The organism is Micromonospora sp. NPDC007271, from assembly GCF_040634005.1.
Lineage (GTDB): Bacteria > Actinomycetota > Actinomycetes > Mycobacteriales > Micromonosporaceae > Micromonospora.
In genome coordinates, this window is the sequence record NZ_JBEYER010000011.1 from 61,474 (window position 1) to 84,873 (window position 23,400).

The 23,400-nt window shown below is 74.0% G+C and carries 27 protein-coding genes; 14 read left to right on the plus strand and 13 right to left on the minus strand.

The window, feature by feature from the left end:
* Positions 1 to 155: 155 nt before the first annotated feature.
* From ABZ570_RS06475 to ABZ570_RS06490, 4 genes are all read right to left on the minus strand, one after another.
* Positions 156 to 1,115, minus strand: coding sequence for an electron transfer flavoprotein subunit alpha/FixB family protein (locus ABZ570_RS06475; protein WP_358057748.1), 960 nt, complete (start codon positions 1,113 to 1,115; stop codon positions 156 to 158).
* A 12-nt stretch (positions 1,116 to 1,127) separates the two neighbouring features.
* Positions 1,128 to 1,907, minus strand: coding sequence for an electron transfer flavoprotein subunit beta/FixA family protein (locus tag ABZ570_RS06480; RefSeq protein ID WP_358057751.1), 780 nt, complete (start codon positions 1,905 to 1,907; stop codon positions 1,128 to 1,130).
* Between the two features lie 230 nt (positions 1,908 to 2,137).
* Positions 2,138 to 2,548 (minus strand): hypothetical protein, encoded by a 411-nt coding sequence (locus ABZ570_RS06485; RefSeq protein WP_358057754.1) that lies wholly within the window; start codon positions 2,546 to 2,548, stop codon positions 2,138 to 2,140.
* Positions 2,545 to 3,342, minus strand: a complete 798-nt coding sequence (locus ABZ570_RS06490) for a GNAT family N-acetyltransferase (RefSeq protein WP_358057757.1) — start codon at positions 3,340 to 3,342, stop codon at positions 2,545 to 2,547. Before ABZ570_RS06490 ends, ABZ570_RS06485 begins: the two co-directional genes overlap by 4 nt.
* A 41-nt stretch (positions 3,343 to 3,383) precedes the next feature.
* On the opposite strand from ABZ570_RS06490, the gene ABZ570_RS06495 reads away from it, so the two are divergent.
* From ABZ570_RS06495 to ABZ570_RS06505, 3 genes are read left to right on the plus strand one after another with little or no spacing between them, the layout of a single operon-like run.
* Positions 3,384 to 3,770 carry a DUF202 domain-containing protein gene (locus ABZ570_RS06495; RefSeq protein ID WP_358057760.1) on the plus strand — a complete coding sequence of 129 codons (387 nt, stop codon included), beginning with the start codon at positions 3,384 to 3,386 and terminating at the stop codon, positions 3,768 to 3,770.
* Entirely contained in the window at positions 3,767 to 4,066 is a 300-nt protein-coding gene (locus tag ABZ570_RS06500) for a DUF202 domain-containing protein (RefSeq protein WP_358057763.1), read from the plus strand. The genes ABZ570_RS06495 and ABZ570_RS06500 overlap by 4 nt, the downstream gene beginning before the upstream one ends.
* Before the next feature lie 27 nt (positions 4,067 to 4,093).
* Positions 4,094 to 4,501, plus strand: a complete 408-nt coding sequence (locus ABZ570_RS06505; protein ID WP_358057766.1) for a PLD nuclease N-terminal domain-containing protein — start codon at positions 4,094 to 4,096, stop codon at positions 4,499 to 4,501.
* A 3-nt stretch (positions 4,502 to 4,504) separates the two neighbouring features.
* On the opposite strand, the gene ABZ570_RS06510 is transcribed toward ABZ570_RS06505, so the two are convergent.
* A complete protein-coding gene (locus ABZ570_RS06510; protein WP_358057769.1) occupies positions 4,505 to 6,127 on the minus strand; it encodes an acetolactate synthase in 1,623 nt (540 codons plus the stop codon).
* Positions 6,128 to 6,239: 112 nt separating this feature from the next.
* Positions 6,240 to 7,013 carry an enoyl-CoA hydratase-related protein gene (locus ABZ570_RS06515; RefSeq protein WP_358057772.1) on the minus strand — a complete coding sequence of 258 codons (774 nt, stop codon included), beginning with the start codon at positions 7,011 to 7,013 and terminating at the stop codon, positions 6,240 to 6,242.
* Positions 7,014 to 7,111: 98 nt separating this feature from the next.
* On the opposite strand from ABZ570_RS06515, the gene ABZ570_RS06520 reads away from it, so the two are divergent.
* Both ABZ570_RS06520 and ABZ570_RS06525 read left to right on the plus strand, forming a co-directional pair.
* Positions 7,112 to 7,630, plus strand: a complete 519-nt coding sequence (locus ABZ570_RS06520; protein WP_358057775.1) for a DUF6232 family protein — start codon at positions 7,112 to 7,114, stop codon at positions 7,628 to 7,630.
* A gap of 276 nt (positions 7,631 to 7,906) precedes the next feature.
* Positions 7,907 to 8,389, plus strand: a complete 483-nt coding sequence (locus ABZ570_RS06525) for a DUF6232 family protein (protein ID WP_358057855.1) — start codon at positions 7,907 to 7,909, stop codon at positions 8,387 to 8,389.
* 18 nt (positions 8,390 to 8,407) lie between these two features.
* Here ABZ570_RS06525 and ABZ570_RS06530 read toward each other — a convergent pair whose 3' ends face one another.
* Both ABZ570_RS06530 and ABZ570_RS06535 read right to left on the minus strand, forming a co-directional pair.
* Positions 8,408 to 9,307 (minus strand): ribokinase, encoded by a 900-nt coding sequence (locus ABZ570_RS06530; protein WP_358057778.1) that lies wholly within the window; start codon positions 9,305 to 9,307, stop codon positions 8,408 to 8,410.
* Between the two features lie 14 nt (positions 9,308 to 9,321).
* A complete protein-coding gene (locus tag ABZ570_RS06535) occupies positions 9,322 to 10,116 on the minus strand; it encodes an ABC transporter ATP-binding protein (RefSeq protein WP_358057781.1) in 795 nt (264 codons plus the stop codon).
* Positions 10,117 to 10,252: 136 nt separating this feature from the next.
* Here ABZ570_RS06535 and ABZ570_RS06540 point away from each other — a divergent pair, with 136 nt between their 5' ends.
* Complete coding sequence (locus ABZ570_RS06540; RefSeq protein WP_358057784.1) at positions 10,253 to 11,263, plus strand: ATP-binding cassette domain-containing protein; 1,011 nt, start codon at positions 10,253 to 10,255, stop codon at positions 11,261 to 11,263.
* Positions 11,260 to 12,270, plus strand: coding sequence for an ABC transporter permease subunit (locus ABZ570_RS06545; RefSeq protein WP_358057787.1), 1,011 nt, complete (start codon positions 11,260 to 11,262; stop codon positions 12,268 to 12,270). The genes ABZ570_RS06540 and ABZ570_RS06545 overlap by 4 nt, the downstream gene beginning before the upstream one ends.
* Positions 12,271 to 12,384: 114 nt before the next feature.
* On the opposite strand, the gene ABZ570_RS06550 is transcribed toward ABZ570_RS06545, so the two are convergent.
* Entirely contained in the window at positions 12,385 to 13,560 is a 1,176-nt protein-coding gene (locus tag ABZ570_RS06550; protein ID WP_358057790.1) for an ROK family transcriptional regulator, read from the minus strand.
* A 125-nt stretch (positions 13,561 to 13,685) separates the two neighbouring features.
* On the opposite strand from ABZ570_RS06550, the gene ABZ570_RS06555 reads away from it, so the two are divergent.
* Entirely contained in the window at positions 13,686 to 15,137 is a 1,452-nt protein-coding gene (locus ABZ570_RS06555; protein WP_358057793.1) for a glycoside hydrolase family 3 N-terminal domain-containing protein, read from the plus strand.
* A 42-nt stretch (positions 15,138 to 15,179) separates the two neighbouring features.
* Here the strand turns inward: ABZ570_RS06555 and ABZ570_RS06560 are convergent, their stop codons facing one another.
* Complete coding sequence (locus tag ABZ570_RS06560; protein WP_358057796.1) at positions 15,180 to 15,851, minus strand: GNAT family N-acetyltransferase; 672 nt, start codon at positions 15,849 to 15,851, stop codon at positions 15,180 to 15,182.
* A 143-nt stretch (positions 15,852 to 15,994) separates the two neighbouring features.
* Here ABZ570_RS06560 and ABZ570_RS06565 point away from each other — a divergent pair, with 143 nt between their 5' ends.
* From ABZ570_RS06565 to ABZ570_RS06580, 4 genes are all read left to right on the plus strand, one after another.
* Positions 15,995 to 16,690, plus strand: a complete 696-nt coding sequence (locus ABZ570_RS06565) for a response regulator transcription factor (RefSeq protein WP_358057799.1) — start codon at positions 15,995 to 15,997, stop codon at positions 16,688 to 16,690.
* Positions 16,683 to 17,711, plus strand: coding sequence for an ATP-binding protein (locus ABZ570_RS06570; RefSeq protein WP_358057802.1), 1,029 nt, complete (start codon positions 16,683 to 16,685; stop codon positions 17,709 to 17,711). The genes ABZ570_RS06565 and ABZ570_RS06570 overlap by 8 nt, the downstream gene beginning before the upstream one ends.
* Before the next feature lie 64 nt (positions 17,712 to 17,775).
* A complete protein-coding gene (locus ABZ570_RS06575) occupies positions 17,776 to 17,961 on the plus strand; it encodes a DNA repair protein (protein ID WP_358057805.1) in 186 nt (61 codons plus the stop codon).
* 155 nt (positions 17,962 to 18,116) lie between these two features.
* Positions 18,117 to 18,635: a hypothetical protein gene (locus tag ABZ570_RS06580; RefSeq protein WP_358057808.1), complete on the plus strand. Its 519-nt coding sequence runs from the start codon at positions 18,117 to 18,119 to the stop codon at positions 18,633 to 18,635.
* Positions 18,636 to 18,674: 39 nt separating this feature from the next.
* Here the strand turns inward: ABZ570_RS06580 and ABZ570_RS06585 are convergent, their stop codons facing one another.
* From ABZ570_RS06585 to ABZ570_RS06595, 3 genes are all read right to left on the minus strand, one after another.
* The gene (locus tag ABZ570_RS06585) at positions 18,675 to 19,403 is read right to left on the minus strand and encodes a Clp protease N-terminal domain-containing protein (protein ID WP_358057811.1); all 729 of its coding nucleotides are present in this window, start codon (positions 19,401 to 19,403) and stop codon (positions 18,675 to 18,677) included.
* Positions 19,404 to 19,552: 149 nt separating this feature from the next.
* Positions 19,553 to 20,230 (minus strand): hypothetical protein, encoded by a 678-nt coding sequence (locus tag ABZ570_RS06590; RefSeq protein ID WP_358057814.1) that lies wholly within the window; start codon positions 20,228 to 20,230, stop codon positions 19,553 to 19,555.
* Complete coding sequence (locus ABZ570_RS06595) at positions 20,227 to 20,595, minus strand: hypothetical protein (RefSeq protein WP_358057817.1); 369 nt, start codon at positions 20,593 to 20,595, stop codon at positions 20,227 to 20,229. Before ABZ570_RS06595 ends, ABZ570_RS06590 begins: the two co-directional genes overlap by 4 nt.
* Before the next feature lie 161 nt (positions 20,596 to 20,756).
* Between ABZ570_RS06595 and ABZ570_RS06600 the strand changes: the two genes are divergently transcribed.
* Both ABZ570_RS06600 and ABZ570_RS06605 read left to right on the plus strand, forming a co-directional pair.
* The gene (locus ABZ570_RS06600) at positions 20,757 to 22,739 is read left to right on the plus strand and encodes a histidine kinase (RefSeq protein ID WP_358057820.1); all 1,983 of its coding nucleotides are present in this window, start codon (positions 20,757 to 20,759) and stop codon (positions 22,737 to 22,739) included.
* Positions 22,727 to 23,386 carry a response regulator transcription factor gene (locus ABZ570_RS06605; RefSeq protein WP_358057823.1) on the plus strand — a complete coding sequence of 220 codons (660 nt, stop codon included), beginning with the start codon at positions 22,727 to 22,729 and terminating at the stop codon, positions 23,384 to 23,386. Before ABZ570_RS06600 ends, ABZ570_RS06605 begins: the two co-directional genes overlap by 13 nt.
* Positions 23,387 to 23,400 lie beyond the last annotated feature (14 nt).

Sequence of the window (23,400 nt, forward strand, 5' to 3'; positions counted from 1 at the left end):
CTCTCGCCGGGCCGACCGGTTTGTCGGCCCGGGGCGATACGGATGACGGCACTCGGTACCCTGAACCCAGGGGGCACCCTGACGGGCTGATCGGCGGGCCGGCTCAGCTCCCCGGCCCGCCGATCAGCTCCTTTCCGCCGACGGAAAGTGGCGGCTCACCTGCGCTTGCGGATCTCCTCGGCGGCCTGCGGGACGACCTTGTTCAGGTCCCCGACCACGCCGTAGTCGGCCAGTTCGAAGATCGGCGCCTCGCTGTCCTTGTTCACCGCGACGATGGTCTTCGAGGTCTGCATGCCGGCCCGGTGCTGGATCGCGCCCGAGATGCCCAGCGCGACGTACAGCTGCGGGGAGACCGTCTTGCCGGTCTGGCCCACCTGGAACTGGTGCGGGTAGTAGCCGGAGTCGACCGCCGCGCGGGACGCGCCGACGGCACCGCCGAGCAGGTCGGCCAACTCCTCGACCAGCTTGAAGTTGTCGGCGTTGCCGACCCCACGACCGCCGGAGACGACGACGGAGGCCTCGGTGAGCTCGGGGCGGGTGCCCTTCTGCTCGGCGACCCGCTCGACGACCTTGGCCAGCTTGTCGGCGTCGCCGACCGTGACGGTGAGCTGCTCCACGGCCGGGGTGGCGGGGGCCGGGGCCGGGGTGAGCGAGTTCGCCCGGACGGTGACCAGCGGCAGGCCCTTGGTGACCTTGGACTTGACGATGGTGGAGCCGGCGAAGGCGACCTGGGTCGCGGTGCCATCCGCTTCGAGGGCGACCACGTCGGTCAGGATGCCGTTGTCCAGCTTGACGGCCAGGCGGGCGGCGATCTCCTTGCCCTCCTGGGAGGAGGCGAGCAGCACCGCGGCCGGCTGCACCCGCTTGACGAGGTCGGCCAGCACGGTGGCCTTCGGCGCCACCAGGTAGCCGTCGATCTCCTCGCCCTCGGCGGCGTAGATCTTCGCCGCGCCGTACTCGCCCAGCTTGGCGCTCAGCGCCTCGGCGGCGCCGGCGCCGCCGAGCACGACCGCGCTCGGGGTGCCCAGCTCGCGGGCGAGGGTGAGCATCTCCAGGGTGACCTTCTTGACGCCGAATTCCCGGGTGGCTTCGACGACGACGAGAACCTCAGACATGACCCTGACCTCTCACACGAACTTCTCGGTGGCGAGGAACTCGACCAGCTTCACGCCGCCGTCGCCCTCGTCGGTGACCTTGGTGCCGCCGGAGCGCGGCGGGCGCTTGGTGTGCTCGAGCACCGTGCTGGTCGCACCGTCGAAGCCCACCTCGGTGGGGGCGACGCCGAGGTCGGCCAGGGAGAGCGTCTGCACCGGCTTCTTCTTGGCGGCCATGATGCCCTTGAAGGACGGGTAACGCGGCTCGTTGATGGTGTCCCAGACGGAGACGACGGCCGGGGTCGAGGCGGTGACCACCTCGTAGCCCTCCTCGGTCTGCCGCTCGACGGTCAGGGCGGAGCCGTCGACGGTGAGCTTGCGCGCGCCGGTCAGGGCGGCGACCCCGAGCCGCTCGGCGATCATGTGCGGCAGCACCTGGACCCGGCCGTCGGTCGACTCGGCGCCGCAGATCACCAGGTCGGCGTTGAGCTGGCCGAGGGCGGCGGCGAGCACCTTCGAGGTGGCCACGGCACAGGAACCGTGCAGGGCGTCGTCCACCACGTGCACGGCCTTGTCCGGACCCATGGACAGCGCCTTGCGGATCGACTCGGTCGCCCGGTCCGGACCCATGGTCAGGATGGTGACCTCACCGCCGTGCGCATCCCTGATGTTCAACGCCTCCTCGATGGCGTACTCGTCCATCTCGTTGATGACGTTGTTCGCCGAACCGCGGTCGACGGTGTTGTCGTCAGCACGCAGGTTGCGGTCCGCGCCCGAATCGGGCACCTGCTTGACGAGTACGACGATGTTCATCGCGCTTCGACGACCCTCCTGTTTGGTGTAGCGATCACTCGCCCGGTCACGGGCGCAGCCTCCCGCGTTCCTTAACGATCGGTCAACCGGGGGCTGCTGTGCGGTTGCCCACGGGCCATGTTACCCGCAAGTAGCATGGCCCTTCCCGAGCCTTAGAGTGACACAGGTCACCGGCGGGTCCGACCGCTGCGTCCGGGCCAGGGTCCGAGCGCTCTGGGCCGCCGAGCCGGTCAGGCCGGCTCGGCCAGCGCGTCCCTGATCCGGTCCAGCACCGACGCCTCGGCCGGCGTCACGCCACGCTGGGCCTGCGCCACCCGGTCGGCCGCAGCCAGCACCACCGACCGGTACGCCTCGACGTCCCCCGGCGACTTCTCCCGCAGGATCGCCACCGAGCGGCTCAGCGCGGGCAGCACGATCGCCTCGATCTCCACCGCCGAGTCCCGGCGCAGCTCCGGCAGCGGGCCGGTGGTCAGGGCCTCCTTCACCACCCCGCTGGCCTCCCCGAGCGCGCCGGACGCCGCGAAGCTCTCCCGCACCATGGCCAGCATCCCGGGCTCGGCGTTGGAAACCAGGAAGACGGCACCGAACGCCCCCGTCTTGAGGGTCAGTCGCTCGTCCGCCGTCAACGGTTCCATGATCATGGAGTGTAGACGTACGGGGTGGTCGTGGTGACCGCAACGAGCCCGAGCCGCTCCAGGATCGGCCGGCTGTCCGGCGAGCAGTCCACCTGCACCAGCGTCTTGCCGCGCTGCTCGGCCAGCCGCGCCCGGTACGCCACCAGCGCCCGGTAGATGCCCTTCTTGCGCCACTCCGCCAAGGTCGAGCCGCCCCACAGGCTGGCGAAGCCGGTCCCGCGCTGATAACGCACCCAGCCGGCGCTGACCACGGTGTCGCCCGCCTCGGCCACCACGATCGTGATCGACTGCGGGTCCGCCTCGATCTCCCTGGCCAGCCCGGTCACCAGGTGGCTGCGGTCCTCGTGCCAGACCGCCTCCTCCATCGCACGGATCCGCTCCAGGTCCTCCCGGGCGGTGACCTCGCGCAGGCGTACCCCCTCGGGCAGCACCGGGACGGCGGCGGCCAGGGCCGCGACCGGGCCGACCACCACGGTCTCCTGCTCCTCCGGCACGAAGCCGGCGGCGCGCAGCCGCTCCCCCAGGTCGGCCGGTTCGTCGTGGCCGTTGAGCTTCCACTCGACCGACTCGCCGCGGGCGCGGAAGAACTCGACCTGCCGGGCGATCAGCGCGTCCAGCTCCGCGCCGGCCAGCCCGTCCAAGGTCCGGTAGGTGAGGAAGCCGCCCCGGTCCAGGTTGAGGACGCGGAACAGCGGGCCGTCCCGGTCGATGGTCACTCCCGCCGGCACCGGGTCCGGGATCTCGGGACGGAGCTGGGAGTCGTAGGCGTCGCGCAGGGTCCGCACGTCAAGATCAGTCATCCTCCCAGACTAGGCATCGGGCAAAGCGGATAATCGGCGATGTGTGGCAGGCGATCAGGCGTTGGTTCGACCCGCGCGAGCTGCGCTCGGTCGGCAGCACCCCCGACTACCGCTTCTCGCTGGCCAACGAGCGGACCTTCCTGGCCTGGCTGCGTACCGGTCTGGCGCTGATCGCCGGCGGACTGGCCGCCGCGCAGTTCCTGCCGCCACTGCCGCTGGCCCACCTGCGCGAGGCGATCTCCATCGCGCTGCTGCTGCTCGGCGCCACGGTCGCGGTCCGGGCGGTCGACCACTGGGCGCGCACCGAACGGGCGATCCGGCTGGGCGAGGAGTTGCCGGCGTCCCGCTTCCCCGCGATCCTGGCCCTCGCCGTCGCCGTGGGCGCGCTGCTGCTGGTGATCGCGGTCCTCGCCCGGGGCGTCGGATGACCGGCGACCCCGGCCTCCAACCGGAGCGGACCCGGCTGGCCTGGCGGCGTACGCTGCTGGCGCTCACCGGGGTCACCGTGCTGCTGGTCCGGCTGGCGTTCGCCGACGGTCGGGCGGGCGCGACGGTGGCCGGGCTCGCCGTGCTGGGCTGGCTGGGCGTGCTCGCGGTGACCTGGCGGCGGGCCACCGGCACCGGGACCCGGCGCGCGCAGCGCTGGTCGTTCCCCCTGACCGCGCTGGCCGCCGCGGGATTCGCGCTGCTCGGCTTCGTACTGGTGGTACGCGGGCTGCGGTGAACCGCACCGATGGTCCATGATGTCCGCATGGCTCGCCTCTACGGCCTCCTCTTCCTGGCCCAGGTCGTCCTCGCCGTCTGCGCGCTGATCAGCTGCCTCTCCGCCGAGGAGGGCGAGATCCGGGCGCTGCCCCGCATCGCCTGGGTGCTGATCATCCTGTTCTTCCCCCTGATCGGCTCGATCGCCTGGTTCGTCGCCGGCCGGGAGCCGACCGCACGCCGCTCACGCACCCCCTGGCCGATGGGCAACGGCTTCTCCGAGCGGGACCGTTCCCGGCCGGTCGCACCGGACGACGACCCGGAGTTCCTGTCCTCCCTCGCCGAGCGGACCCGCCGGGACGACCAGGAGCGCCTGCGCCGCTGGGAGGAGAACCTGCGCCAGCGCGAGGAGGAGCTACGCCGCCAGGAGGGCGACCGGGACCGCCCGGAGGTCTGAGGGTCAGGCCAGGTTCGACGAGCGGGGATACGCGTCGGCCGGGTCGGTGAGCACGTTGACCAGGTAAGGCACGCCGGCGTCGAAGGCGCGGGCCAGCGCCGGGCCGAGGTCGGCGGTCTTCTCCACCGTCTCGCCCGCGCCGCCGAGCGCCTCGACCACCTTGTCGTAGCGGAGGCCGGGCTGGAGGTCGGCGGCCACGTCGTAGCCGTACATGGCCCGCATCGGGTGCTTCTCCAGGCCCCAGATGCCGTTGTTGCCGACCACGATGACCACCGGCAGCTGCTGGCGGACCAGGGACTCCACGTCCATCAGCGAGAAGCCGGCGGCGCCGTCGCCCATCAGCACGCAGATCTGCCGGTCGGGGTGGGTCACCCGGGCCCCCATCGCGTAGCCCATGCCGGTGCCGAGGCAGCCGTACGGGCCGGGGTCGAGCCAGGTGCCGGGCTGCGCCGGCTCCAGGTACCTTCCGGCGTACGAGACGAAGTCGCCACCGTCGCCGATGGTGATCGCGTCGGCGGCGAGCACCTTGCGCAGCTCGCCGTAGACCCGGGCCGGGCGGATCGGGTCGCTCTCGGCGGCCATCTCCTCGGCGTCGCGCGCCTTCGCGGCATCCTCGGCGGTACGCAGCTGGCCGATCCACTCGGCGTGGTCGGCCCGCTCGCCGGGGTGCTCGGCGAAGGCGGTGAGGATGAGCCGCAGGTCCCCCGCGGGGCTGGCCGCCGGCTGGACGTGCCCGGCACGCTGGCTGGGCGCGTCGACGACGTGCACCACCTGCGCGTCGCCGAAGTCGCCGAAGCCGAGCCGGAAGTCCAGCGGGGTGCCGACCACCGCGACAACGTCGGCGCGCTTGAGGGCGACCCGGCGGGCCTTGGCGAAGGCGAGCGGGTGCGCCGGGGGCAGCGCGCCCCGGCCCATGCCGTTGGTGAAGACCGGCGCCTGGAGCGACTCGGCGGCGGCGCGCAGGGCGTCGACGGCGTCGCCCGCGTACACGTCGGAGCCGGCGATGATCACGGGCCGGGACGCCCCGGCGATCAGGCCGGCGGCCCGGGCGACCTCGTCGGGGTCGGCCTCGATCGGGGCGACCGGGGTGACGGCCGGCAGGTCGGCGTCACCGGCGGCGAAGACCGCTTCCAGGGGGAAGTCGAGGAAGGCCGGGCCGCGGTGCGGGGTGAGCGCCGCGGTCAGCGCGGCGGTCACCGCCCGCGGGATGTCGTCGGCGCTGAACACCGTCTCCGCGTGCTTCGTGACCGGGGCGACCAGCGGCAGGTGGTCCATCTCCTGGAGGCTGCCGGCGCCCCAGCGGAACTGCGGGGCCCGCCCGCCGAGCACCAGCACCGGGGAGGCGTTGAAGAACGCGCTGGTCAGGCCGGAGATGCCGTTGGTGACGCCGGGGCCGGCGGTGAGCACGGCCAGGCCGGGGCGGCGCTGGAGCTTCGCCACCGCCTCGGCGGCGAAGACGGCGGACTGCTCGTGCCGGACGTCGTAGAGCGGGAAACCGGTCTTGTGCGCGGCGTCGTAGAGCGGGAAGACGTGCCCCCCGGAGAGGGTGAACATCTCCCGTACGCCGTGCGCCCGCAGCACCGCCAGCGCCAGCTCGCCGCCGTGACCTTCGACCCGTTCCGTCATCGCCGTTCCCCCTCGTCCCATGGACCGGAGTCACACGCTACTGGCCGGTAGGCGGAATGTGAACCGCGACCGGGCCGGCGGCGGACGCGCCGCCGGCCCCCGCAAAACGCCGTCAGCGGCCGGTGAAGTCCGGCTTGCGCTTCTCGACGAACGCGGCCATCCCCTCGCGTCGGTCGTCGGTGGCGAACAGCGCCGCGAAGAGCTGGCTCTCCCAGGCCAGGCCCGAGTTGAGGTCCATGTCCAGCCCGCCGTCGACGGCCAGCTTGGCCGCGCGCAGCGCCTGCACCGGCCCGGTCAGGAACGGCTTCAGGTAGGCGACGGCGGCGGCGTAGACCTCGGCGGCCGGGACCACCTGGTCGGCCAGGCCGATCCGCAGCGCCTCCGCCGCGTCGACCATCCGGCCGGTCATGATCAGGTCCTTGGCGCGGGCCGGGCCGACCAGGCGGGCCAGCCGCTGGGTGCCGCCGGCGCCGGGGATGATGCCGAGCTTGATCTCGGGCTGACCGAGCTTGGCGTCCTCGGCCACGATCCGCCAGTCGCAGGCCAGGGCCAGCTCACAGCCGCCGCCCAGGGCGTACCCGGTGATCGCGGCGACCACCGGCTTCGGGATGCGGGCGATCGCGCCCAGCGCGCTGGAGAGGTCGGCGGCGCGGGCGGACATGTCCACGTAGGACATGTCGGCCATCTCCTTGATGTCCGCGCCGGCGGCGAAGACCTTCTCCCCGCCGTACACGATGACCGCGCGGACCTCGGCGTCGGCGGTGGCGGCGGTCGCCGCGGCCCGCAACTCCTCCTGCACCTGGGTGTTGAGCGCGTTCATCGGCGGCCGCTCGAGCCGGATGGTGCCGATACCGTCCTTCACTTCCAGCCTGACGAACTCGCCCACGCTGCCCTCACTTCCTCGTCGAAGTCGCGTGCCAACCTTACGACCCGGCTCGTTGGGATAGACAGTGTGGTGTCCGCCGCGACACCCGGAGTGAGGCCATGATCACCTACTACGACGACCGGTCGGTGCAGGTCACCTCCACCGCCGTACGGGTGGACGGTCGTACCTACCCGCTGGCGGAGCTGGGCATGGTGTGGCACCGGAGGGGCAGTCGGTCCTGGCGGGTGCTCGCCGGCCGCGGTGCCATCGGGGCCGCCCTCGCCGGGCCGCTCGTGGCCGCCGTGCTCGGCGTCGGGTTGGCGCTCTGGCTGCACCGCTCGGCCGTGGTCACGATCGCCATCGTCGGGGCGTCGGTGCTGGTCGGCCTCGGGGTCGGGCCACTCGCCGACGTCCTCTTCGAGCACCTCGACCGGTCGTACGCCCGGGGCAGCCGGGAGCTGGAGATGTGGGCGCGCTGGCGGGGCCAGCCGGTGCGGCTGCTGCGTACCGACGACGCGCTGCGCTTCGGCCAGATCTACCGGGCGGTGCAGCGGGCGATGGAGCCCGCCCCGCCGGCGCGGCGGCAGAACGTGATCGGCCCGTCCGGCCGCGGCCCGAGGCCGCGCAGCAGGCCGTAGGCGAGCCGGTACGTCTGCGCCATCGAGACCGCGCGGCCGAGCGCAGCCACTCCTGTTCACTGCCTTTGGACCTGATATCGCAAACGACTCGCAGTGCCCGCGATCCGAGCGGTCCCGGCGGAGCGGAGCGCCGCCGGGCCAGGCGTACGGCGGCGATGTCGCAGACGACTCAGCTCCAAAGGGCGTGCCCACCCATCTCGCCGCGGGCGGCGGTGGCGCCGTCGCTCCCCGGCTGCGGGCAGCGTCCATGTTGAACCGGGGTGGTTAGGCTGAATGATGGCCCTCTATTACCGGGACGACGCGGTACAGGTCACCGCCGAGGCCGTCCACGCCGGCGGGCACGTCGTCAGGCTCGCCGACATCACGTACGTCTGGCACACGCGCGGCGCGACCACCCTGGCCGTCCGGGGTCGGGTCCTCGGCCGGGGCGTGCTGGTCCTGCTCCTCTCGCTGCCGCCGCTGGTCGCGCTGGTCTGCGTGCTCTCGCTGGCCTGGGCCGCGCAGGACCGGGGCAACTGGAAGCTGGCGCTGACCATCCTGGCCGCGTTCGTGGTCGCCGGGCTGGCGGTGACCCCCTTCCTGGAGCTGCCGCTCGGCTGGCTGGACCGTTCCTACGAGCGCGGCAACCGGGTGCACGAGCTGTGGGTGCAGCACCACGGCCGGGAGGTGATGCTGCTGCGCACCCCCGACGCGCTGCGGTTCGGGCAGATCTACCGGGCCGTCCAACGCGCCGTCGAGCAGCAGAGCGAGCACCGCTGACCAGGGCCGACGGCCGGATCAGGCCGGCGGGGCGTACAGCTCGTCGATCTCGACCCGGCGGGGCAGCGCCACCGAGGCGCCGAGCCGGCGGGCGCAGGCGGCTCCGGCCGCGGCCGCCCAGTGCACCGCGTCGACCAGCCCTCGGCCCTCGCCCCAGGCCACGGCGAGAGCGGCGGTGAAGGCGTCCCCGGCAGCCGTGGAGTCCACCGTGTCGACCTTCACGGCCGGAACGTGCGCCGAGATCCCGTCCCGGTCGACGTACCGGGCGCCCTCGGCGCCGAGGGTGAGCACCGCCCGGGGCACCAGGTCGAGCAGCGCCTCCGGCTCGTCCCGGCCCCGGCCGGTGAGGGCGCGGGCCTCGGTCTCGTTGACCACCAGCAGGTCCACCGCGGCGAGCAGCTCCGCCGGCAGCGGCCGGGCCGGCGCCGCGTTGAGCACCACCCGGGTGCCGGCGGCCCGGGCCGCCACCGCCGCCTCGGTCACCGTCTCGACCGGCACCTCCAGCTGCGCGACCAGCACGTCCGCCTCGCGTACGGCGCGCAGTTCGCCCTCGGTGAGGCCGGTGAACGCGTCGTTGGCGCCGGGGAGCACCAGGATGGCGTTCTCGCCCGCCGCGTTGACCATGACCAGGGCGACGCCGGAGGACCCGTAGACCACCCGGAGCTGGCCGGTGTCGACCCCGGCGGCGGTGATCCGGGCCTTGAGGGTGACCCCGAAGGCGTCCGAGCCGATCGCGCCGAGGAAGACGCCGGACGCGCCGGCGCGGACCGCGGCGATGGCCTGGTTGGCGCCCTTGCCGCCGGGCACCATCACGAAGTCGCTGCCGAGCACGGTCTCGCCGGGGCGGGGCAACGCGGGGGTGGTGCCGACCAGGTCCATGTTGGCGCTGCCCACCACGGCGACCCGGGGCTGCGGCACGATGCCTCCTCGGCTCAGGCGGCGCGGGCGGTCCAGCGGTCGCCGGAACGCTCGACGACCAGGGGCAGACCGAAGGTCTTGGACAGGTTGTCGGCGGTGAGCGTGTCGGCGAGCAGGCCCTGCGCCATCACGCCGCCCTCACGCAGCAGCAGCGCGTGGGTGAAGCCCGGCGGGATCTCCTCGACGTGGTGGGTGACCAGCACCAGGGCCGGCGCGTCCGGGTCGTACGCCAGCTCGGCGAGCCGGGCGACCAGGTCCTCACGCCCGCCCAGGTCGAGCCCGGCGGCGGGCTCGTCGAGGAGCAGCAGCTCCGGGTCGGTCATCAGGGCGCGGGCGATCTGCACCCGCTTGCGCTCCCCCTCGGACAGCGTGCCGTACGCCCGGTCGACGAGGTGGCCGACGCCGAACTGGCCGAGCAGCGCGTGGGCGCGAGCCTCGTCGGTGCGGTCGTAGCTCTCCCGCCAGCGGCCGACCACCGACCAGGCCGCGGTGACCACGACGTCGGCGATCCGTTCCTCGGCGGGGATCCGCTCGGCCAGCGCGGCGGTGGAGAGGCCGATCCGCGTCCGCAGCTCGTTGACGTCGGTGCGGCCGATCCGCTCGCCGAGGACGTGCGCGGTGCCGGTGGTCGGGTGCAGCCGGCCGGCGGCCAGGTTGAGCAGGGTGCTCTTGCCGGCGCCGTTCGGGCCTAGTACCACCCATCGTTCGTCCAGCTCGACCCGCCAGTCGACGTCGTGCAGCAGCGCGGTTCCGGAGCGCTTGACGCCGACCCCGTCGAGGCTGACCACCAGATCCAGGTCAACAGTCACCGGTCCATCCAACCACGCGGCCCGCGCGGTGCCCCCCACGGGCAGCGCCGCCGCCATATGGTGGGGCGCCCCTGTCGTTGGTCACCACATTGTGAGGACGGTTCATGCCCGACCACTGCTGCCGGGAGCCGCGCGGATGAGCGCGGTCATCGAGATCAGCGATCTCCGGAAGACGTTCCACACCCTGCGCCAGGGGCGCAGGGTCGCCGTGGACGGCTTCGACCTGCTGGTCGAGGCGGGGCAGGTGCACGGCTTCCTCGGCCCGAACGGCTCGGGCAAGACCACCACGCTGCGCGCCCTGCTCGGGCTCGTCCGGCCCGACGGCGGCCGGATGCGGGTGCTCGGGGCCGACTCGCCCGAGCGGCTGCCGGAGGTGGCGGGCCGGGTCGGCGCGATCGTGGAGAGTCCGCAGTTCTTCGGCAACTTCACCGCCCGGCGCACGCTGCGGCTGCTGGCCGTGGCCGGGGGTGTGCCCACGAGCCGGGTCGACGAGGTGCTGGAGCAGGTCGGCCTGCTCGACCGCGGCGATGAGCGGGTGAAGGGCTACTCGCTGGGCATGAAGCAGCGGCTGGCGGTGGGGTCGGCGCTGTTGAAGCGGCCGGAACTGCTGATCCTCGACGAGCCGGCGAACGGCCTGGACCCGGCCGGGATCCGGGAGATGCGGGACCTGATGCGGTCGCTGTCGGCGGCCGGGGTGACGGTGCTGCTCTCCAGCCACATCCTGGCCGAGATCCAGCTCATCTGCGACCACGTCACGATCATCAGCGGGGGCCGGCGGGTGGCGCACGGCCGGGTGGACGAGGTGCTGGCCGGCTTCGACCAGCACGAGTGGCACGTCCGGGTGGCCGAGCCGGAGCGGGCCCTGGAGCTGCTGGGGCAGGCCGGCCTGTCGGCCACCGCCCACCCCGACCATCTGGTGGTCACCGGGGTGGACGACCCGGAGGTGATCAGCCGCACGCTGGGCGAACAGGGCCTGTGGGTACGCGAGCTGGTCCCGCTGCGCCCGGACCTGGAGAGCGTCTTCCTGGAGCTGACCGGCACCACCCCGCACCCGACGGTGCCCCGCCAGCCCGACGGGCCGGTGGCCGACCCGGACGACGTGGTGATCGACCTCGACGCGCGCGAGAACCGGGAGGTGGACGCGTGAACCTGGTCCGCGCCGAGCTGGAGCGGCTGACCAACCGCCGCTTCGTGCAACTGATGGTGGTGCTGCTGCTGGTCGCCTTCGCGGTGACCGCGGCGACCACGCTGGTCGGTTCGCACCGGCCCAACGCGGACGAGCTGAGCCAGGCTCGGGCGCAGGCCGTCCAGCAGGTCCGCGAGCTGGAGTCGGCGCACGACCGCTGCCTCCGGATCAAGGCCGGGCAGGCGACCCCGACCGACAGTGACTACGTGCCGGTGGACTGCGCCGAGCTGGACCCGGGCCGGATGGAGCGGCTGCCCATGACGTCGGACTACCTCGAGGGCGTGTTCACCTTCGCCACCGAGGCCCGGCCGCTGCTCTACTTCCTCGTCGCGTTCCTGATGCTCTTCGGGTTCCTGGTCGGCGCCTCCTACATCGGCGCCGACCTGAACTCGGGCGGGGTGGTCAACCTGTTGCTGTGGCGGCCGCGCCGCTGGGCGGTGCTCGGCGCCAAGCTGGGTACGCTGCTCGGCGCGCTGCTGGGGCTCACCGCGGTGGCATCGGCGGCGTACCTGACGGCGTTCTGGCTGATCGGAAAGACGGTGGGGCACCCCGGGAATCTGGACGGGGCGTTCTGGCGGTCGCTGGGAGCGGTGTACGGGCGGGGGCTCGTGCTGGTGCTGCTCGCCGGGGCGCTCGGCTTCGGCATCGCCACGCTGGGCCGGCACACCGCGGCGGCGCTGGGCACCGTGGCCGCGTATCTGGTGGTGTGGGAGCTGGGCGCCCGGCTGGTGCTGCACATCCTCGACGCGGCCCGGCCGGACCAGTGGATGCTCTCCAGCTATCTGCTCGCCTGGCTGAACGGCGAGGCCCGGTTCTGGGACAACCACGCCTGCCAGGGCAACTTCAGCGGCTTCTGTGACGGCTCCTACACGCTGAGCTGGGGGCCGGCGCTGGCCGTGCTGCTCGGGTTGACGGTCCTGCTGGTGGGGGGCGCCTTCGCCGCGTTCCGCCGCCGCGACCTGATCTGACCGCGACCGGGGCGGCCCCGCGACGGCGGGACCGCCCCGGCAACTCCTTGCAGCAAGTCTCCAATTCGTGAAGAATTCCTTCACATGGCGGCGCGGGCGGTGGGCGGCGGACGGTCAGCCGACCGTCGAGCCGAACACCTCGTCGCGGACCGCGTCCAGCGCCGTGCGCAGCGCGCCCCGCAGGATCGGCTCCTCGGTCAGCCCGGTGGTGACCACCCGCGGCCGGACCAGGGTGATCGCCGCCACCTCGTGCTGCACCCGCTCGGCCAGCGCCCCTCCCCCCGCCTGGCCCACCTCACCGGCGAGCACCACCAGCGGCGGGTCGAGCACGACGCAGGTGCTCGCCACGCCGAGGGCCAGCCGGCGGGCCAGCTCGTCCAGCAACGGCCCACCCGCCGTGCCGACGGCGATCGCGGCGCGCACCGCGTCGGCCGCGCTGTCCGCGACGCACCCGTACTCGGCGGCCACCGCGCGGACCGCGTCCGCGCCCGCGAGCTGCTGGAACGCCGGCTTGGTCCGCTTCGAGACGTCCCGTGGGATGGGCGCGCCCGGCACCGGCAGGTAGCCGATCTCCCCGGCCGCCCCGGTGCTGCCGTGGTGCAGCCGGCCACCGAGCACGATCGCCAGGCCGACGCCCGCGCCCACCCAGACCAGCACGAAGTCCGACACGCCCTGGGCCGCGCCGGACTGGGCCTCGGCGACGGCGGCCAGGTTGACGTCGTTCTCGAAGACGACCGGGGTGTGCAGGTCCTCGCGGAGCGCGGCGAGCAGGCCGCGGTGCCAGCGCGGCAGGTTGAACGCGAAGGTGATGTCACCGGTGCCCGGGTCCACCAGGCCCGGGGTGCCCAGCACGACGCGCCGTACGCTCGACAGCTCCGCGCCGGCGCGGCTCGCCGCCTGGACCACCGCGTTGTGCACCACGCCCACCGGGTCGTCGGTGTCCCGGGTGGACTGTTCCACCCGCCCGATGATCGCCCCGGTGATGTCGGCGCAGGCGGCCACCACGCGCTCGGCGCCGACGTCCACCCCGACCACGTACGCGCTGCTCGGGCGGACCGCGTAGAGCTGGGCGTTCGGGCCCCGCCCGCCGGCCTGCTCGCCGACCCGGGTGACCAGGCCGCGCTCCTCCAGCCGCTCCACCAGCTGCGACGCGGTGACCTTGGACAGCCCGGTCAGCTCGCCGAGCCGGGCCCGGGTGAGCGGGCCGCGTTCGAGCAGCAGCTCCAGCGCCGCACGGTCGTTGAGCGCGCGTAACAGGCGGGGGGTGCCGGGCAGCCGGGTCGCACTCATGCCACGTCCTCTATTTTCAGTAAAGTTTGCTAACCACAAAAATGCCTGTACAAGGGGTGCCCGTCAGCGTATCGGCCACCCCGATCCGGAGTCGTCGGACGACCCGGCAGGGAAAGGGGAGACTCGTGGGGCAGGATCCAGGACTCCGGCGGCTGGCGCTGGGCACGCTGCTGGCCGCGTACCCGGGCCCGGTCCCGCCCGACTGGGCGGTCGACCTGCTCGGCGAGGGGTTGGCCGGGCACACCCTGTTCGGCACCAACATCCACGACCCGGCGCAGGTGGCCGCGACCACCGCCGCGCTGCGCGCCGGCCGCCCCGACGTGATCATCGCGATCGACGAGGAGGGCGGCGACGTCACCCGGCTGGCCCACGCCACCGGCAGCCCGTACCCGGGCAACGCCGCGCTCGGCGCGGTGGACGACGTGACGCTGACCCGCCAGGTCTACGCGGCGATCGGCGCGGAGCTGGCCGCGCTCGGCATCACCGTCGACCTGGCCCCCACCGTCGACGTGAACACCGCCGACGAGAACCCGGTGATCGGCACCCGTTCGTTCGGCGCCGACCCGGCCCGGGTGGCCGCCCATTCCGCCGCCGCGGTCGCCGGCCTCCAGTCGGCCGGGGTGGCCGCCTGCGCCAAGCACTTCCCCGGGCACGGCGCGACGGTCGCCGACTCCCACCACGAGCTGCCCACCGTCGACGTGCCGCCAGCGGTGCTCCGCGAACGCGACCTGCCGCCGTTCGCCTCGGTGATCGACGCCGGGGTACGCGCGATCATGACCGCGCACATCCGGGTGCCGGCGCTGACCGGCGAGGGTCCGGCCACGTTCAGCCGGCCGGTCCTGGTCGACCTGTTGCGCGGCGAGTACGGCTTCACCGGCACGGTGATCACCGACGCCCTCGAGATGAAGGGCGCCGCGCTCGCCGCCGGTGGCGTCGGCCCGGCGGCCGTACGCGCCCTGGCCGCGGGGGCGGACCTGCTCTGCATCGGCGCGAAGGTCGACGCCGACCTGGTGGAGCTGGTGGTCGAGGAGATCGTCGGCGCGCTCGGCGACGGCCGACTGGACCGGGCCCGGGTCGAGGAGGCGGCCGGACGCGCCGCCGAACTGGCCGCCTGGACCGGCGCCGCCGGCATCCCGGCCGCCACGCCCGACGGTCTCGGCTACGCCGCGGCGCTGCGCGCGGTACGCGTCGAGGGCGACGTCACCGGACTGACCCGGCCGCTGGTGGTGCAGGTGCACGCCACCTCCACGATCGCCGAGGGGCGGGTGCCGTGGGGCCTGGGGCCGCATCTCGCCGGGGCCGAGGAGGTCCGGGCGGTCGCGGGCGAGACCGACCCGGACGAGCTGCGCCGCCGGGCCGGGGACCGGCCGATCGTGCTGGTCGGCCGCCACCTGCACCGGCTGCCCGGGGCGCGGGAGCTGGTCGAGGCGCTGGCCGCCGCGCACCCGGTGACCGTGGTCGAGATGGGGTGGCCGGGTGCCTGGCGCCCGGCCGGGGCCCGCGCCTTCGTCACCACGTACGGCGCCAGCCACGCCAACGGCCGGGCGGCGGCACAGGTGCTCGGCCTGACCGGCTGAGCCGAGCCCCGCGGCGGCCCGGCGGGAGCACCCCGACCGGCCTCACCGGGGGAAGACGCCGTACGAGGTCCAGCCCCGGTCCGGGAAACCGGCCGCCTCGGCCGCGCGTGCCGAGGCGTGGTTGCCGAAGTCGTGCAGGTAGGTGGGGACCGCGCCCTCGTCGAGCACCCGCCGGGCCGCCTGCGCGATCAGCCGCCGGGCCAGGCCCCGGCCGCGGGCCGCGGGCACCGTGCCGACGGCCAGCTCGTGCCCGTACGCGTCGTGCCGCTTGATCCCGGCGCCGGCCAGGTACCGCCCGTCGGCGTCCCGCACCACCAGCACGCTGCGGTCGAAGAGCCGCAGCCAGGGCGGCAGGCCGGGGGCGGTCGGCGGGATCCAGTCGCCGACGTCGAGCAGCGGCGCCGGCGCCGTGCTCCACCGGAACAGTCCGGCGTGCGTGGTGAACTGCGGCACCCCCACCCCCACCGCCGCCGGCAGCGCGGGCAGCAGTTCCTCGGCCGACCGCCGGTGGGCGAGGGCCCGGACGGCGGTGACCCGGTCCGGTGCCACGGAGAGGATCGCGCACTCGGGTGACGCGACGGCGATGGCCGGACGCAGCCGGCCGTCCCAGGCCGGCCGGGCGCGGCGCCGCGAGCGGACCACGTGCAGCCCGGGACCGGCCGGCCACTGCCCCAGCCAGGTCGCCAGGTGCAGGAACAACCGCCGGTCGAGCACCTGGAACACCTCCTCAGCCGGCGGGCCGGTCGCGCCCCGCCGTGCGGGATCACGCTACGCCCGACCGGCCCTTCCGTAAGCGACTCGCAATGGATCGACCACCCGCCCGTCGATACGCTGGCGGCACGACGGGGAGGTACGCGGTGGCGCAGCGGGTGCTGGTGGTCGACGACGACCGGACGGTCGCCGACGTGGTGTGCCGCTATCTGGAACACGCCGGTTACGAGGTCAGCCACGTCGGGGACGGCGCGGCCGCGCTCGCCGCCGTGGCCCGCCGCCCGCCGCAGCTGGTGGTGCTCGACCTGATGCTGCCCGTGCTGGACGGGCTGGAGGTCTGCCGGCGGCTGCGGGAGCGGCCGGACGGCGTACCCATCGTCATGCTGACCGCGCGCGGCGACGAGGCCGACCGGATCCTCGGCCTGCAGCTGGGCGCGGACGACTACCTGGGCAAACCGTTCTCCCCACGCGAGCTGGTGCTGCGGGTGCGCTCGGTGCTGCGCCGGGCCGGCGGGGAGCCGGCCGACGTACCCCCGGAGGTGCTGGCCGACGACGGTCTGGAGGTGGAGACGGGGCCCCGGGTGGCCCGGCTGCACGGCCGGGAGCTGACCCTGACCCTGCGCGAGTTCGACCTGCTGGCCCACCTGATGCGGCATCCGGACCGGGCGTTCCGCCGCAGCGAGCTGCTGGACCGGGTGTGGGGGTGGAGCTTCGGCGACCAGTCGACGGTGACGGTCCACGTGCGACGGCTACGGGAGAAGATCGAGGCCGACCCGGCCAATCCCCGGCGGATCGTCACCGTGTGGGGCGTCGGCTACCGGTACGAGCCGGCCGATGCGTGACCTGGCCCTGATCTTCGGGGTGGCGCTGGCCGCCGCGCTCGGTGTGGGGCTGGCCGGCGCGATCGCCCTGCGGCTGCTGCGCGGCCGGTCGATCACCGCGCACATCTTCGTACTGCTGACCGTGACGGTGAGCGCGGTGGTGGCCGGGGTGGCGGTGGTCGCCGAGGAGATGTTCCTCTCCCGGCACGATCTGGAGGTGGTGCTGATCACCGTGTCGGCCGCCGCGGTGGTGAGCCTCGCGGTCGGCTGGCTCTTCGGCCGCCGGCTCGCCGCCGCGGCGGTCTGGGCGGACCAGGCGCGGGAGCGGGAACGGCGGATCGAGAAGGGGCGCCGGGACCTGGTCGCCTGGGTCTCGCACGACCTGCGCACCCCGCTCGCCGGGCTGCGGGCGATGGCCGAGGCGCTGGAGGACGGGGTGGTCCGCGACCGGGAGACGGTGACCGAGTACCACCGCCGGATCCGGGTGGAGACCGACCGGATGAGCCAGCTGGTCGACGACCTGTTCGAGCTGTCGCGGATCAACGCGGGCGCGGTGCGGCTGTCGCTGTCCTCGGTACCGCTCGGCGACGTGGTCTCCGACGCCCTGGCCAGCACCGCACCGCTGGCCGCGGCGCACCGGATCCGGTTGGTCGCGCCCGAGTCGGGCTGGCCGACCGTGACGGCGAGCGAGCCGGAGCTGGCCCGAGTGGTCGGCAACCTGCTGCTCAACGCGATCCGCTACACCCCGGAGGACGGCACGGTACGGGTGGACGCCGGCCGCGAGGCCGACACCGCCTGGCTGGCCGTGTCGGACACCTGCGGGGGCATTCCCGAGGGCGACCTGCCCCGGCTGTTCGACGTGGCGTTCCGGGGCGAGCGGGCGCGGACCCCGCGCCCGGGCAACGGCGGCGTGGAAGGGTCGGGCGGGCTCGGGCTGGCGATCGTGCGGGGGCTGGTTGAGGCGCACGGCGGGCGGGTAGACGTAGTGAACATCGCCGACGGCTGCCGGTTCGTGATCCGGTTGCCGGCGGCGGGAACCTGACGCATCGGTCCCGCGTCATACCTTATTCCATACATGGACAACTTTCTCTGGGACGGTAATGGTCATGCCCAATCAGCCGAATGACCGGTACCAGCAGGATGTCGAGCGGATCTGGCCAGCCGCGGTCGCCGAGCGGTTCCCGGCGCAGCCGCCGTACCGGGAGGTCCGGAGCAGCCGGCCGCTCTCCTGGGCCGGGCTGAACGCGCTGCCGGCCGGCGCCTCGGCCCGGCACGGGCTGAACACCCGCTGACGTACCGGTCCCCCGGTCTCCGGTGCCCACCGGGCGCCCCCGCGCGGCCGCAGAGGGCGCGACACACCCGGGAGCTCCACCCCCGACCTTTCGCACAGGTGTCGGGTAGCGTCGTCTGGTCCGAATCCCGGCCTACGACAGGAGAAGCTCCGCGCATGGGCAAGAAGACGATCCACGTCTCCGATTTCAGCGGCGAGGTGCTGCGCCCCGACGACGAGGTGGTCAAGGTCGTCGTGCTGGAGCACCCTGACCTGGTCGCCGGGCCCGTGCAGCTGGACGCCACACCGCTCGAGGTGGAGAGCATCGACGACGCGGCACTGGACGTGGCGGTGGTCGAGATCCACGACCGGCACGGCGGGGGCGAGCCGCGCCGGGTGGTGCTGACCGCCAGCGAGTTCGACGCCATGGCCACCGACGTGCCGATGGCGCGGCTGCTGCGTACCGCCGAGCGGGTCAAGCCGCCGAAGGCGCGGCGGAGCGCGGAAAAGGTCGACTACGGCACCATCGAGCACGCCGGCAAGCCGCACCGCGGCCGGGTCACCGAGGAGGAGGCGCAGCTGGTGCGCGAGCGCCTCGACGAGGTCAACAAGCGCCTCGCCGACGCCGGGATCCGCCAGGTCGACCCGGCCGACCCGGAGCACGCGGCCCGCTACGGCTTCCCGGCCGCCGACTGACGTCCGCACTCCGTCGGGGATCCCGGCCCCGGCAGGGGGTCAGCGCCGCTCCGCGATCTCCGCGAGGGCGGCGCTGACGGCCATCTCCATGGCGTCCTTCGACAGGCCCAGGCCGGTGAGGACGCCGTCGCCGCCCTCCTCCTCGAGCAGCGCGAGCAGGATGTGTTCGGTGCCGACGTAGTTGTGGCCGAGCCGCAGCGCCTCCCGGAAGGTGAGCTCCAGGACCTTCTTGCCCCGCGCGTCGTAGGGAACCAGGCCCGGGACCTGCGCGGCCTTCGCCGGCAGGGCCGCGGTGACGGCCTCGCGCAGCCGCTCCAGGGGTACGCCCTGGGCCACGATCACCCGCGCGGCGAGCCCGTCCGGCTCGGCGAGCAGGCCGAGGGCCAGGTGCGCCGGCCCGATCTCGGCGTTGCCGGCGGAGCGCGCCTCCTCCTGCGAGGCCATCACCACCTTGCGGGCCCGCGGGGTGAACTTGGCGAATCCGGCGTTCGGGTCGAGCGCCGCGGCCGTCTCGGCCTTCGCGGCGGAGCGTTTCTGGGCGGCCTGCTTGCTGACGCCCATGCTGCGGCCGATCTCCGTCCAGGAGGCACCCGAGCGCCGGGCCTGGTCGACGAAGTGCCCGATCAGGTGGTCGGCGATGTCGCCCAGGTGGTCGGCGACCAGGACGGCGTCGGCGAGCTGGTCCAGCACGTCCGTACGCGCCTTCTTGATGCCCTCGATCAGGTCGTCGAGGCGTACGTACTGGGTCGTCTTCAGTGGATCCGTCATGCGTCAACCATAGGTTGACGCAGGCGTATCGTCAACCACTGGTTGACGCTGTTCGAGGCCGTCACCTGCTCCAGCCCTTCGGCGAAGGCCGGCCGCGCCGTGACTGCGTCACTCCGGGCGGCCGCCGGGACCGGCCGCCGCCGTTCGGGTCAGCTGGTGCGCAGCAGCCGCAGGGCGAGGGCGGCGAAGCCCACGGCCTGGAGCGTGGCGCCGGCGACCTCGAACCACTCGGTGCCGGCGATCAGGCCGGTCACGTGCAGCACCGGCCAACCGCAGATCGCGGCCGCGGCCCAGGTCGGCACGGATCGGGCGCGCAGCAGGGCGATGCCGAGCAGCAGGGTGCCGAGGATGTTGCCGACCACGAAGAGCAGCAGCCACGGGATCGCGGACTCGCTCGCGGCGTCCAGCACCGCCGCGTAGTCGCTGGTGGGGCCGCCACGCTCCGCCATGGCCAGGTCGACGAAGCCGCGCATCACGGCACCGAAGTACGCCACGTACCCGCCGATCATGAGTGATCCGCCGAGGAGGCCGAGCCGGTTCGCCCGGTCCCGGGTGAACCCGACGGCGCCGAGCGTGGCCGGAATGATGAGCAGGCAGCCGAGCAGGGCCGCGACGGTGCTCGCCCGCAGCAGCGCCGGATGCGCGGCGGTGAGGGCGAGGCTGTCCGCGCCGGTCTCGTCGCTTCCGCCGTTGCGGGTCGCCCAGGCGTAACAGGCGTTGGCCACCAGGAAGCCCCAGGGAGCGAGCAGCATCGCGAGGGCCGTGCCGATGCGACGCGGCGCGTCCGTCGGAGCGAGCGTGGCCGCGCGGTCGAGGGTCGCGGTCACGACGCGGCCACCGCCGGCCGGCGCAGGCCCGGCCAGATCAGCGCCAGGGCGACCACCGTGACGACGACGCTGACGCCGAGCAGCACCATGTTCGCGCTGGAGATGCCGGGGTCGCCGAACGCCGGCAGCACGGCGGCCGCGGAGAGGATCCGGGTGACGATCACGGTGACCAGACCACCCCGCCGTCCACTCCGGGCGAGCCAGACGCCGGCGAGGGTGAGCGCGCCGAGCAGCGTGACGACCACCGCCGCGGCGACCGGCGGCTGGCCGTCGCCGCCCACCCCGAAGAGCCAGGTGGCCAGGTCGCCGAGGCCGAGCAGGCCGGCGAGCACGAGGCCGACGGTGAAGGTACGGGTATGTCTCACGGTTGCCCTCCCTTGAGCGGATGTCCTGCTCAGCAGTGTTGGCCGGAGAACCGTCCGAGGGCATCGGGGCGGGCTCGGGACCCGGGCTGCGGGGAGGCACGCAGGCGATCTCCGTGCTGGCACGTATCCGCTGGTGCCGTGATGGGCTTACCGTGAGGGCCATGACCGTGCCGAGGCTGGTCGCGTACGCCATGGCGGTGGTGTCCGTCGTGCTGGTCGCTGTGGGCGGCTGGCTGCTGGCCCTCGGCGCGGACGGCGGCCACATCGTCTACTTCGTGAGCGCCTGCCTGCTCGCCGCCGCCTCCGTGGCCCTGGGCATGCTGATCGTGACGAAGCGCCCGGCCAACGTGATCGGAGCGCTGCTCACCCTCTTCGGGCTGCTCGCGATCTGGGTCGCCCTGACCGACGTCTACGCGTACCTCGTGGCGCACCGTCCGGGGCGGCTGCCGGTGTCGTCCCTCCTGGCCACCGTCGGCCAGGGTTCCTGGATGCTCAACTACCTGCCGGCGGCGCTGCTCATGCTGCTCTTCCCCGACGGGCGGCTGCTGCCCGGCCGGCGCTGGCGGGTGGTGGCCGCCGGCCTGGTGCTGGTGCCGGCGGCGTTCATCGTGCTCACCGGCCTCGACCCGGCCCCCTTCCCGCCGCCGTTCGCGGACGCCGAGCACGCGTTCGGCACCCCGCCACCGCCGGTCGCGCGGGTGCTGGAGCCGATCGCGGTCGCCTTGCTGCCCGGGCTGCTCGCCCTGCTCGTGGCGTCCGCGGTGGCGATGGTGGTGCGCTACCGCCGGGCCACCGACCCGGTACGCCGGGCGCAGCTCAAGTGGTTCGCGCTCGGCGCGTTCTTCCTGCCCGCGACGCTGCTGCTGTGCTGGCTGAGCTACCTGCTGCTGGACGGGCCGGACCTGGTCGTGATCGGGCTCGCCGCGACGTTGATCGCGATCCCGACGGCGACCACGATCGGCATCCTCCGGCACGACCTGTACGACGTGGACAAGGCGCTCAGCGCCACGGTCACCTACGGGCTGGTCACCGCCGCGCTGCTGGCGTTCTACACGGCCGCCATGCTCGTCGCCGGCCTGGCCGCGGGGCGCTCGTCGCCGGTGGCCGCGGCGGGGGCCACGGCGGTCTGCGCGCTCGCCCTGTCCCCGTTGCGCGTCCGGTTGCAACGTCAGGTGGACCGCCGGTGCTATCCCGCCCGCCGGGCGGCGCTCGCGGCGATCGACGACCTCCGCGCCCGGATGCACGCCGGCGAGGCGGCGCCGGAGCGCCTCGAGGAGGCGCTGCAGCAGGCGCTGCGTGATCCGCAGGTACGCGTCGGTTACCGGATGCCGGGCACGGACGAGCTGGTCACCGCGGGCGGGGCGAGCTTCGTGGCGGCCGACGACGCGACCGTGATCCGGCTGGGTGGCCAGCAGATCGGCGTCCTCGTCCGCGGCGAGACCACCACCCGCGAGCTGATGCGCGAGCTCGCCGAGGCGTGCGCGCTGCTCGTCGAGGTGGTCCGGCTACGGTTGCAGCTCCGCCGGGCCCTGCTCGACGTGGAGGCCAGCCGGGCGCGGCTGCTGCGCGCCGGGTACGCCGAGCGGCTGCGGCTGGAACGCGACCTGCACGACGGGGCCCAGCAGCGGCTCGTCTCGCTCGGCATGGCGCTGCGGCTCGCCCAGCGGCGGCTCCCCGAGGCCGACGTCGCCGGGGTGCTCGACCAGGCGGTCGCCGAACTCGGCACCGCGGTCGCCGAGCTGCGGGAGATCGCGCACGGGCTGCGCCCGTCCAGTCTGGACGAGGGGCTGGCGAATGCGCTGACGATGCTGGTCCGCGGCGTGCCGCTGTCGGTCACGCTCGACGTCTGCCGCGAGCCGGTGCCCGAGGACCTCGCCACCACCGCCTACTACGTGGCCAGCGAGGCCCTGGCGAACGTGGTCAAGCACTCCCGCGCCTCCGCCGTACACCTGCAGGTGGCCCGCACGAACGGCGACCTGACCGTGCTGGTCCGCGACGACGGCGTCGGCGGGGCCCGCGTGCGGCCGGGCGGCGGGTTGGCGGGCCTCAGCGACCGGGTGGCCGCCGCCGGGGGCTCGCTCACGGTGGCCGGCGGGGCGGGCGACGGGACCCGCGTCGAGGCGGTGCTGCCGTGCGGATCGTGATCGGCGAGGATTCGGCGCTGTTCCGGGAGGGACTGGCCCGGCTGCTCGCGGACGCCGGCCACGAGGTGGTCGGCAAGGCGGTCGACGCGCCGAGCCTGCTGGCCGCCACCGAGGAGGCCGCCCCCGACCTGGCCATCATCGACGTGCGGATGCCGCCCGACCACACCGACGACGGCGCCCGGGCGGCACGACAGATCCGGGCGCGGTATCCGGAGCTGGGCATCGTGCTGCTCTCCCAGCACATCGAGACCCGGCACTCGGTGGATCTGGTCACCGGCGGACGATTCGGGTACCTGCTCAAGGACCGCGTCCTCGACGTCGACGACTTCCTCGACTCCCTGCGGCGGGTGGCCGCGGGCGGGTCGGCGCTCGACCCGGAGGTGGTCACCCGGCTCATCGGCCACCGACCGCCGGAGGACCCGCTCAGCACCCTCACCGCCCGCGAGCGGGAGGTCCTGGCGCTGATGGCCCAGGGACGGACGAACGTCGGGATCGCCCGCCGACTGTGGCTCACCGAGCGGACCGTCGAGACGCACGTCAGCTCGATCATGGCCAAGCTCGGCCTGGCGACCTCGGCCGAGGACCACCGGCGGGTGCTCGCGGTGCTGGTCTACCTCCGCCGGCCGGGTCACGCAGGTCAGGGGTGAGCGCGATCGGCCTT

Bases quoted from the DNA above. Each gene is read 5' to 3' on its own strand.
- ABZ570_RS06475 (WP_358057748.1), bottom strand. From the start codon at position 1,115: ATGTCTGAGGTTCTCGTCGTCGTCGAAGCCACCCGGGAATTCGGCGTC.
- ABZ570_RS06480 (WP_358057751.1), bottom strand. From the start codon at position 1,907: ATGAACATCGTCGTACTCGTCAAGCAGGTGCCCGATTCGGGCGCGGAC.
- ABZ570_RS06485 (WP_358057754.1), bottom strand. From the start codon at position 2,548: ATGATCATGGAACCGTTGACGGCGGACGAGCGACTGACCCTCAAGACG.
- ABZ570_RS06490 (WP_358057757.1), bottom strand. From the start codon at position 3,342: ATGACTGATCTTGACGTGCGGACCCTGCGCGACGCCTACGACTCCCAG.
- ABZ570_RS06500 (WP_358057763.1), top strand. From the start codon at position 3,767: ATGACCGGCGACCCCGGCCTCCAACCGGAGCGGACCCGGCTGGCCTGG.
- ABZ570_RS06505 (WP_358057766.1), top strand. From the start codon at position 4,094: ATGGCTCGCCTCTACGGCCTCCTCTTCCTGGCCCAGGTCGTCCTCGCC.
- ABZ570_RS06510 (WP_358057769.1), bottom strand. From the start codon at position 6,127: ATGACGGAACGGGTCGAAGGTCACGGCGGCGAGCTGGCGCTGGCGGTG.
- ABZ570_RS06520 (WP_358057775.1), top strand. From the start codon at position 7,112: ATGATCACCTACTACGACGACCGGTCGGTGCAGGTCACCTCCACCGCC.
- ABZ570_RS06525 (WP_358057855.1), top strand. From the start codon at position 7,907: ATGGCCCTCTATTACCGGGACGACGCGGTACAGGTCACCGCCGAGGCC.
- ABZ570_RS06540 (WP_358057784.1), top strand. From the start codon at position 10,253: ATGAGCGCGGTCATCGAGATCAGCGATCTCCGGAAGACGTTCCACACC.
- ABZ570_RS06550 (WP_358057790.1), bottom strand. From the start codon at position 13,560: ATGAGTGCGACCCGGCTGCCCGGCACCCCCCGCCTGTTACGCGCGCTC.
- ABZ570_RS06570 (WP_358057802.1), top strand. From the start codon at position 16,683: ATGCGTGACCTGGCCCTGATCTTCGGGGTGGCGCTGGCCGCCGCGCTC.
- ABZ570_RS06575 (WP_358057805.1), top strand. From the start codon at position 17,776: ATGCCCAATCAGCCGAATGACCGGTACCAGCAGGATGTCGAGCGGATC.
- ABZ570_RS06580 (WP_358057808.1), top strand. From the start codon at position 18,117: ATGGGCAAGAAGACGATCCACGTCTCCGATTTCAGCGGCGAGGTGCTG.
- ABZ570_RS06585 (WP_358057811.1), bottom strand. From the start codon at position 19,403: ATGACGGATCCACTGAAGACGACCCAGTACGTACGCCTCGACGACCTG.
- ABZ570_RS06600 (WP_358057820.1), top strand. From the start codon at position 20,757: ATGACCGTGCCGAGGCTGGTCGCGTACGCCATGGCGGTGGTGTCCGTC.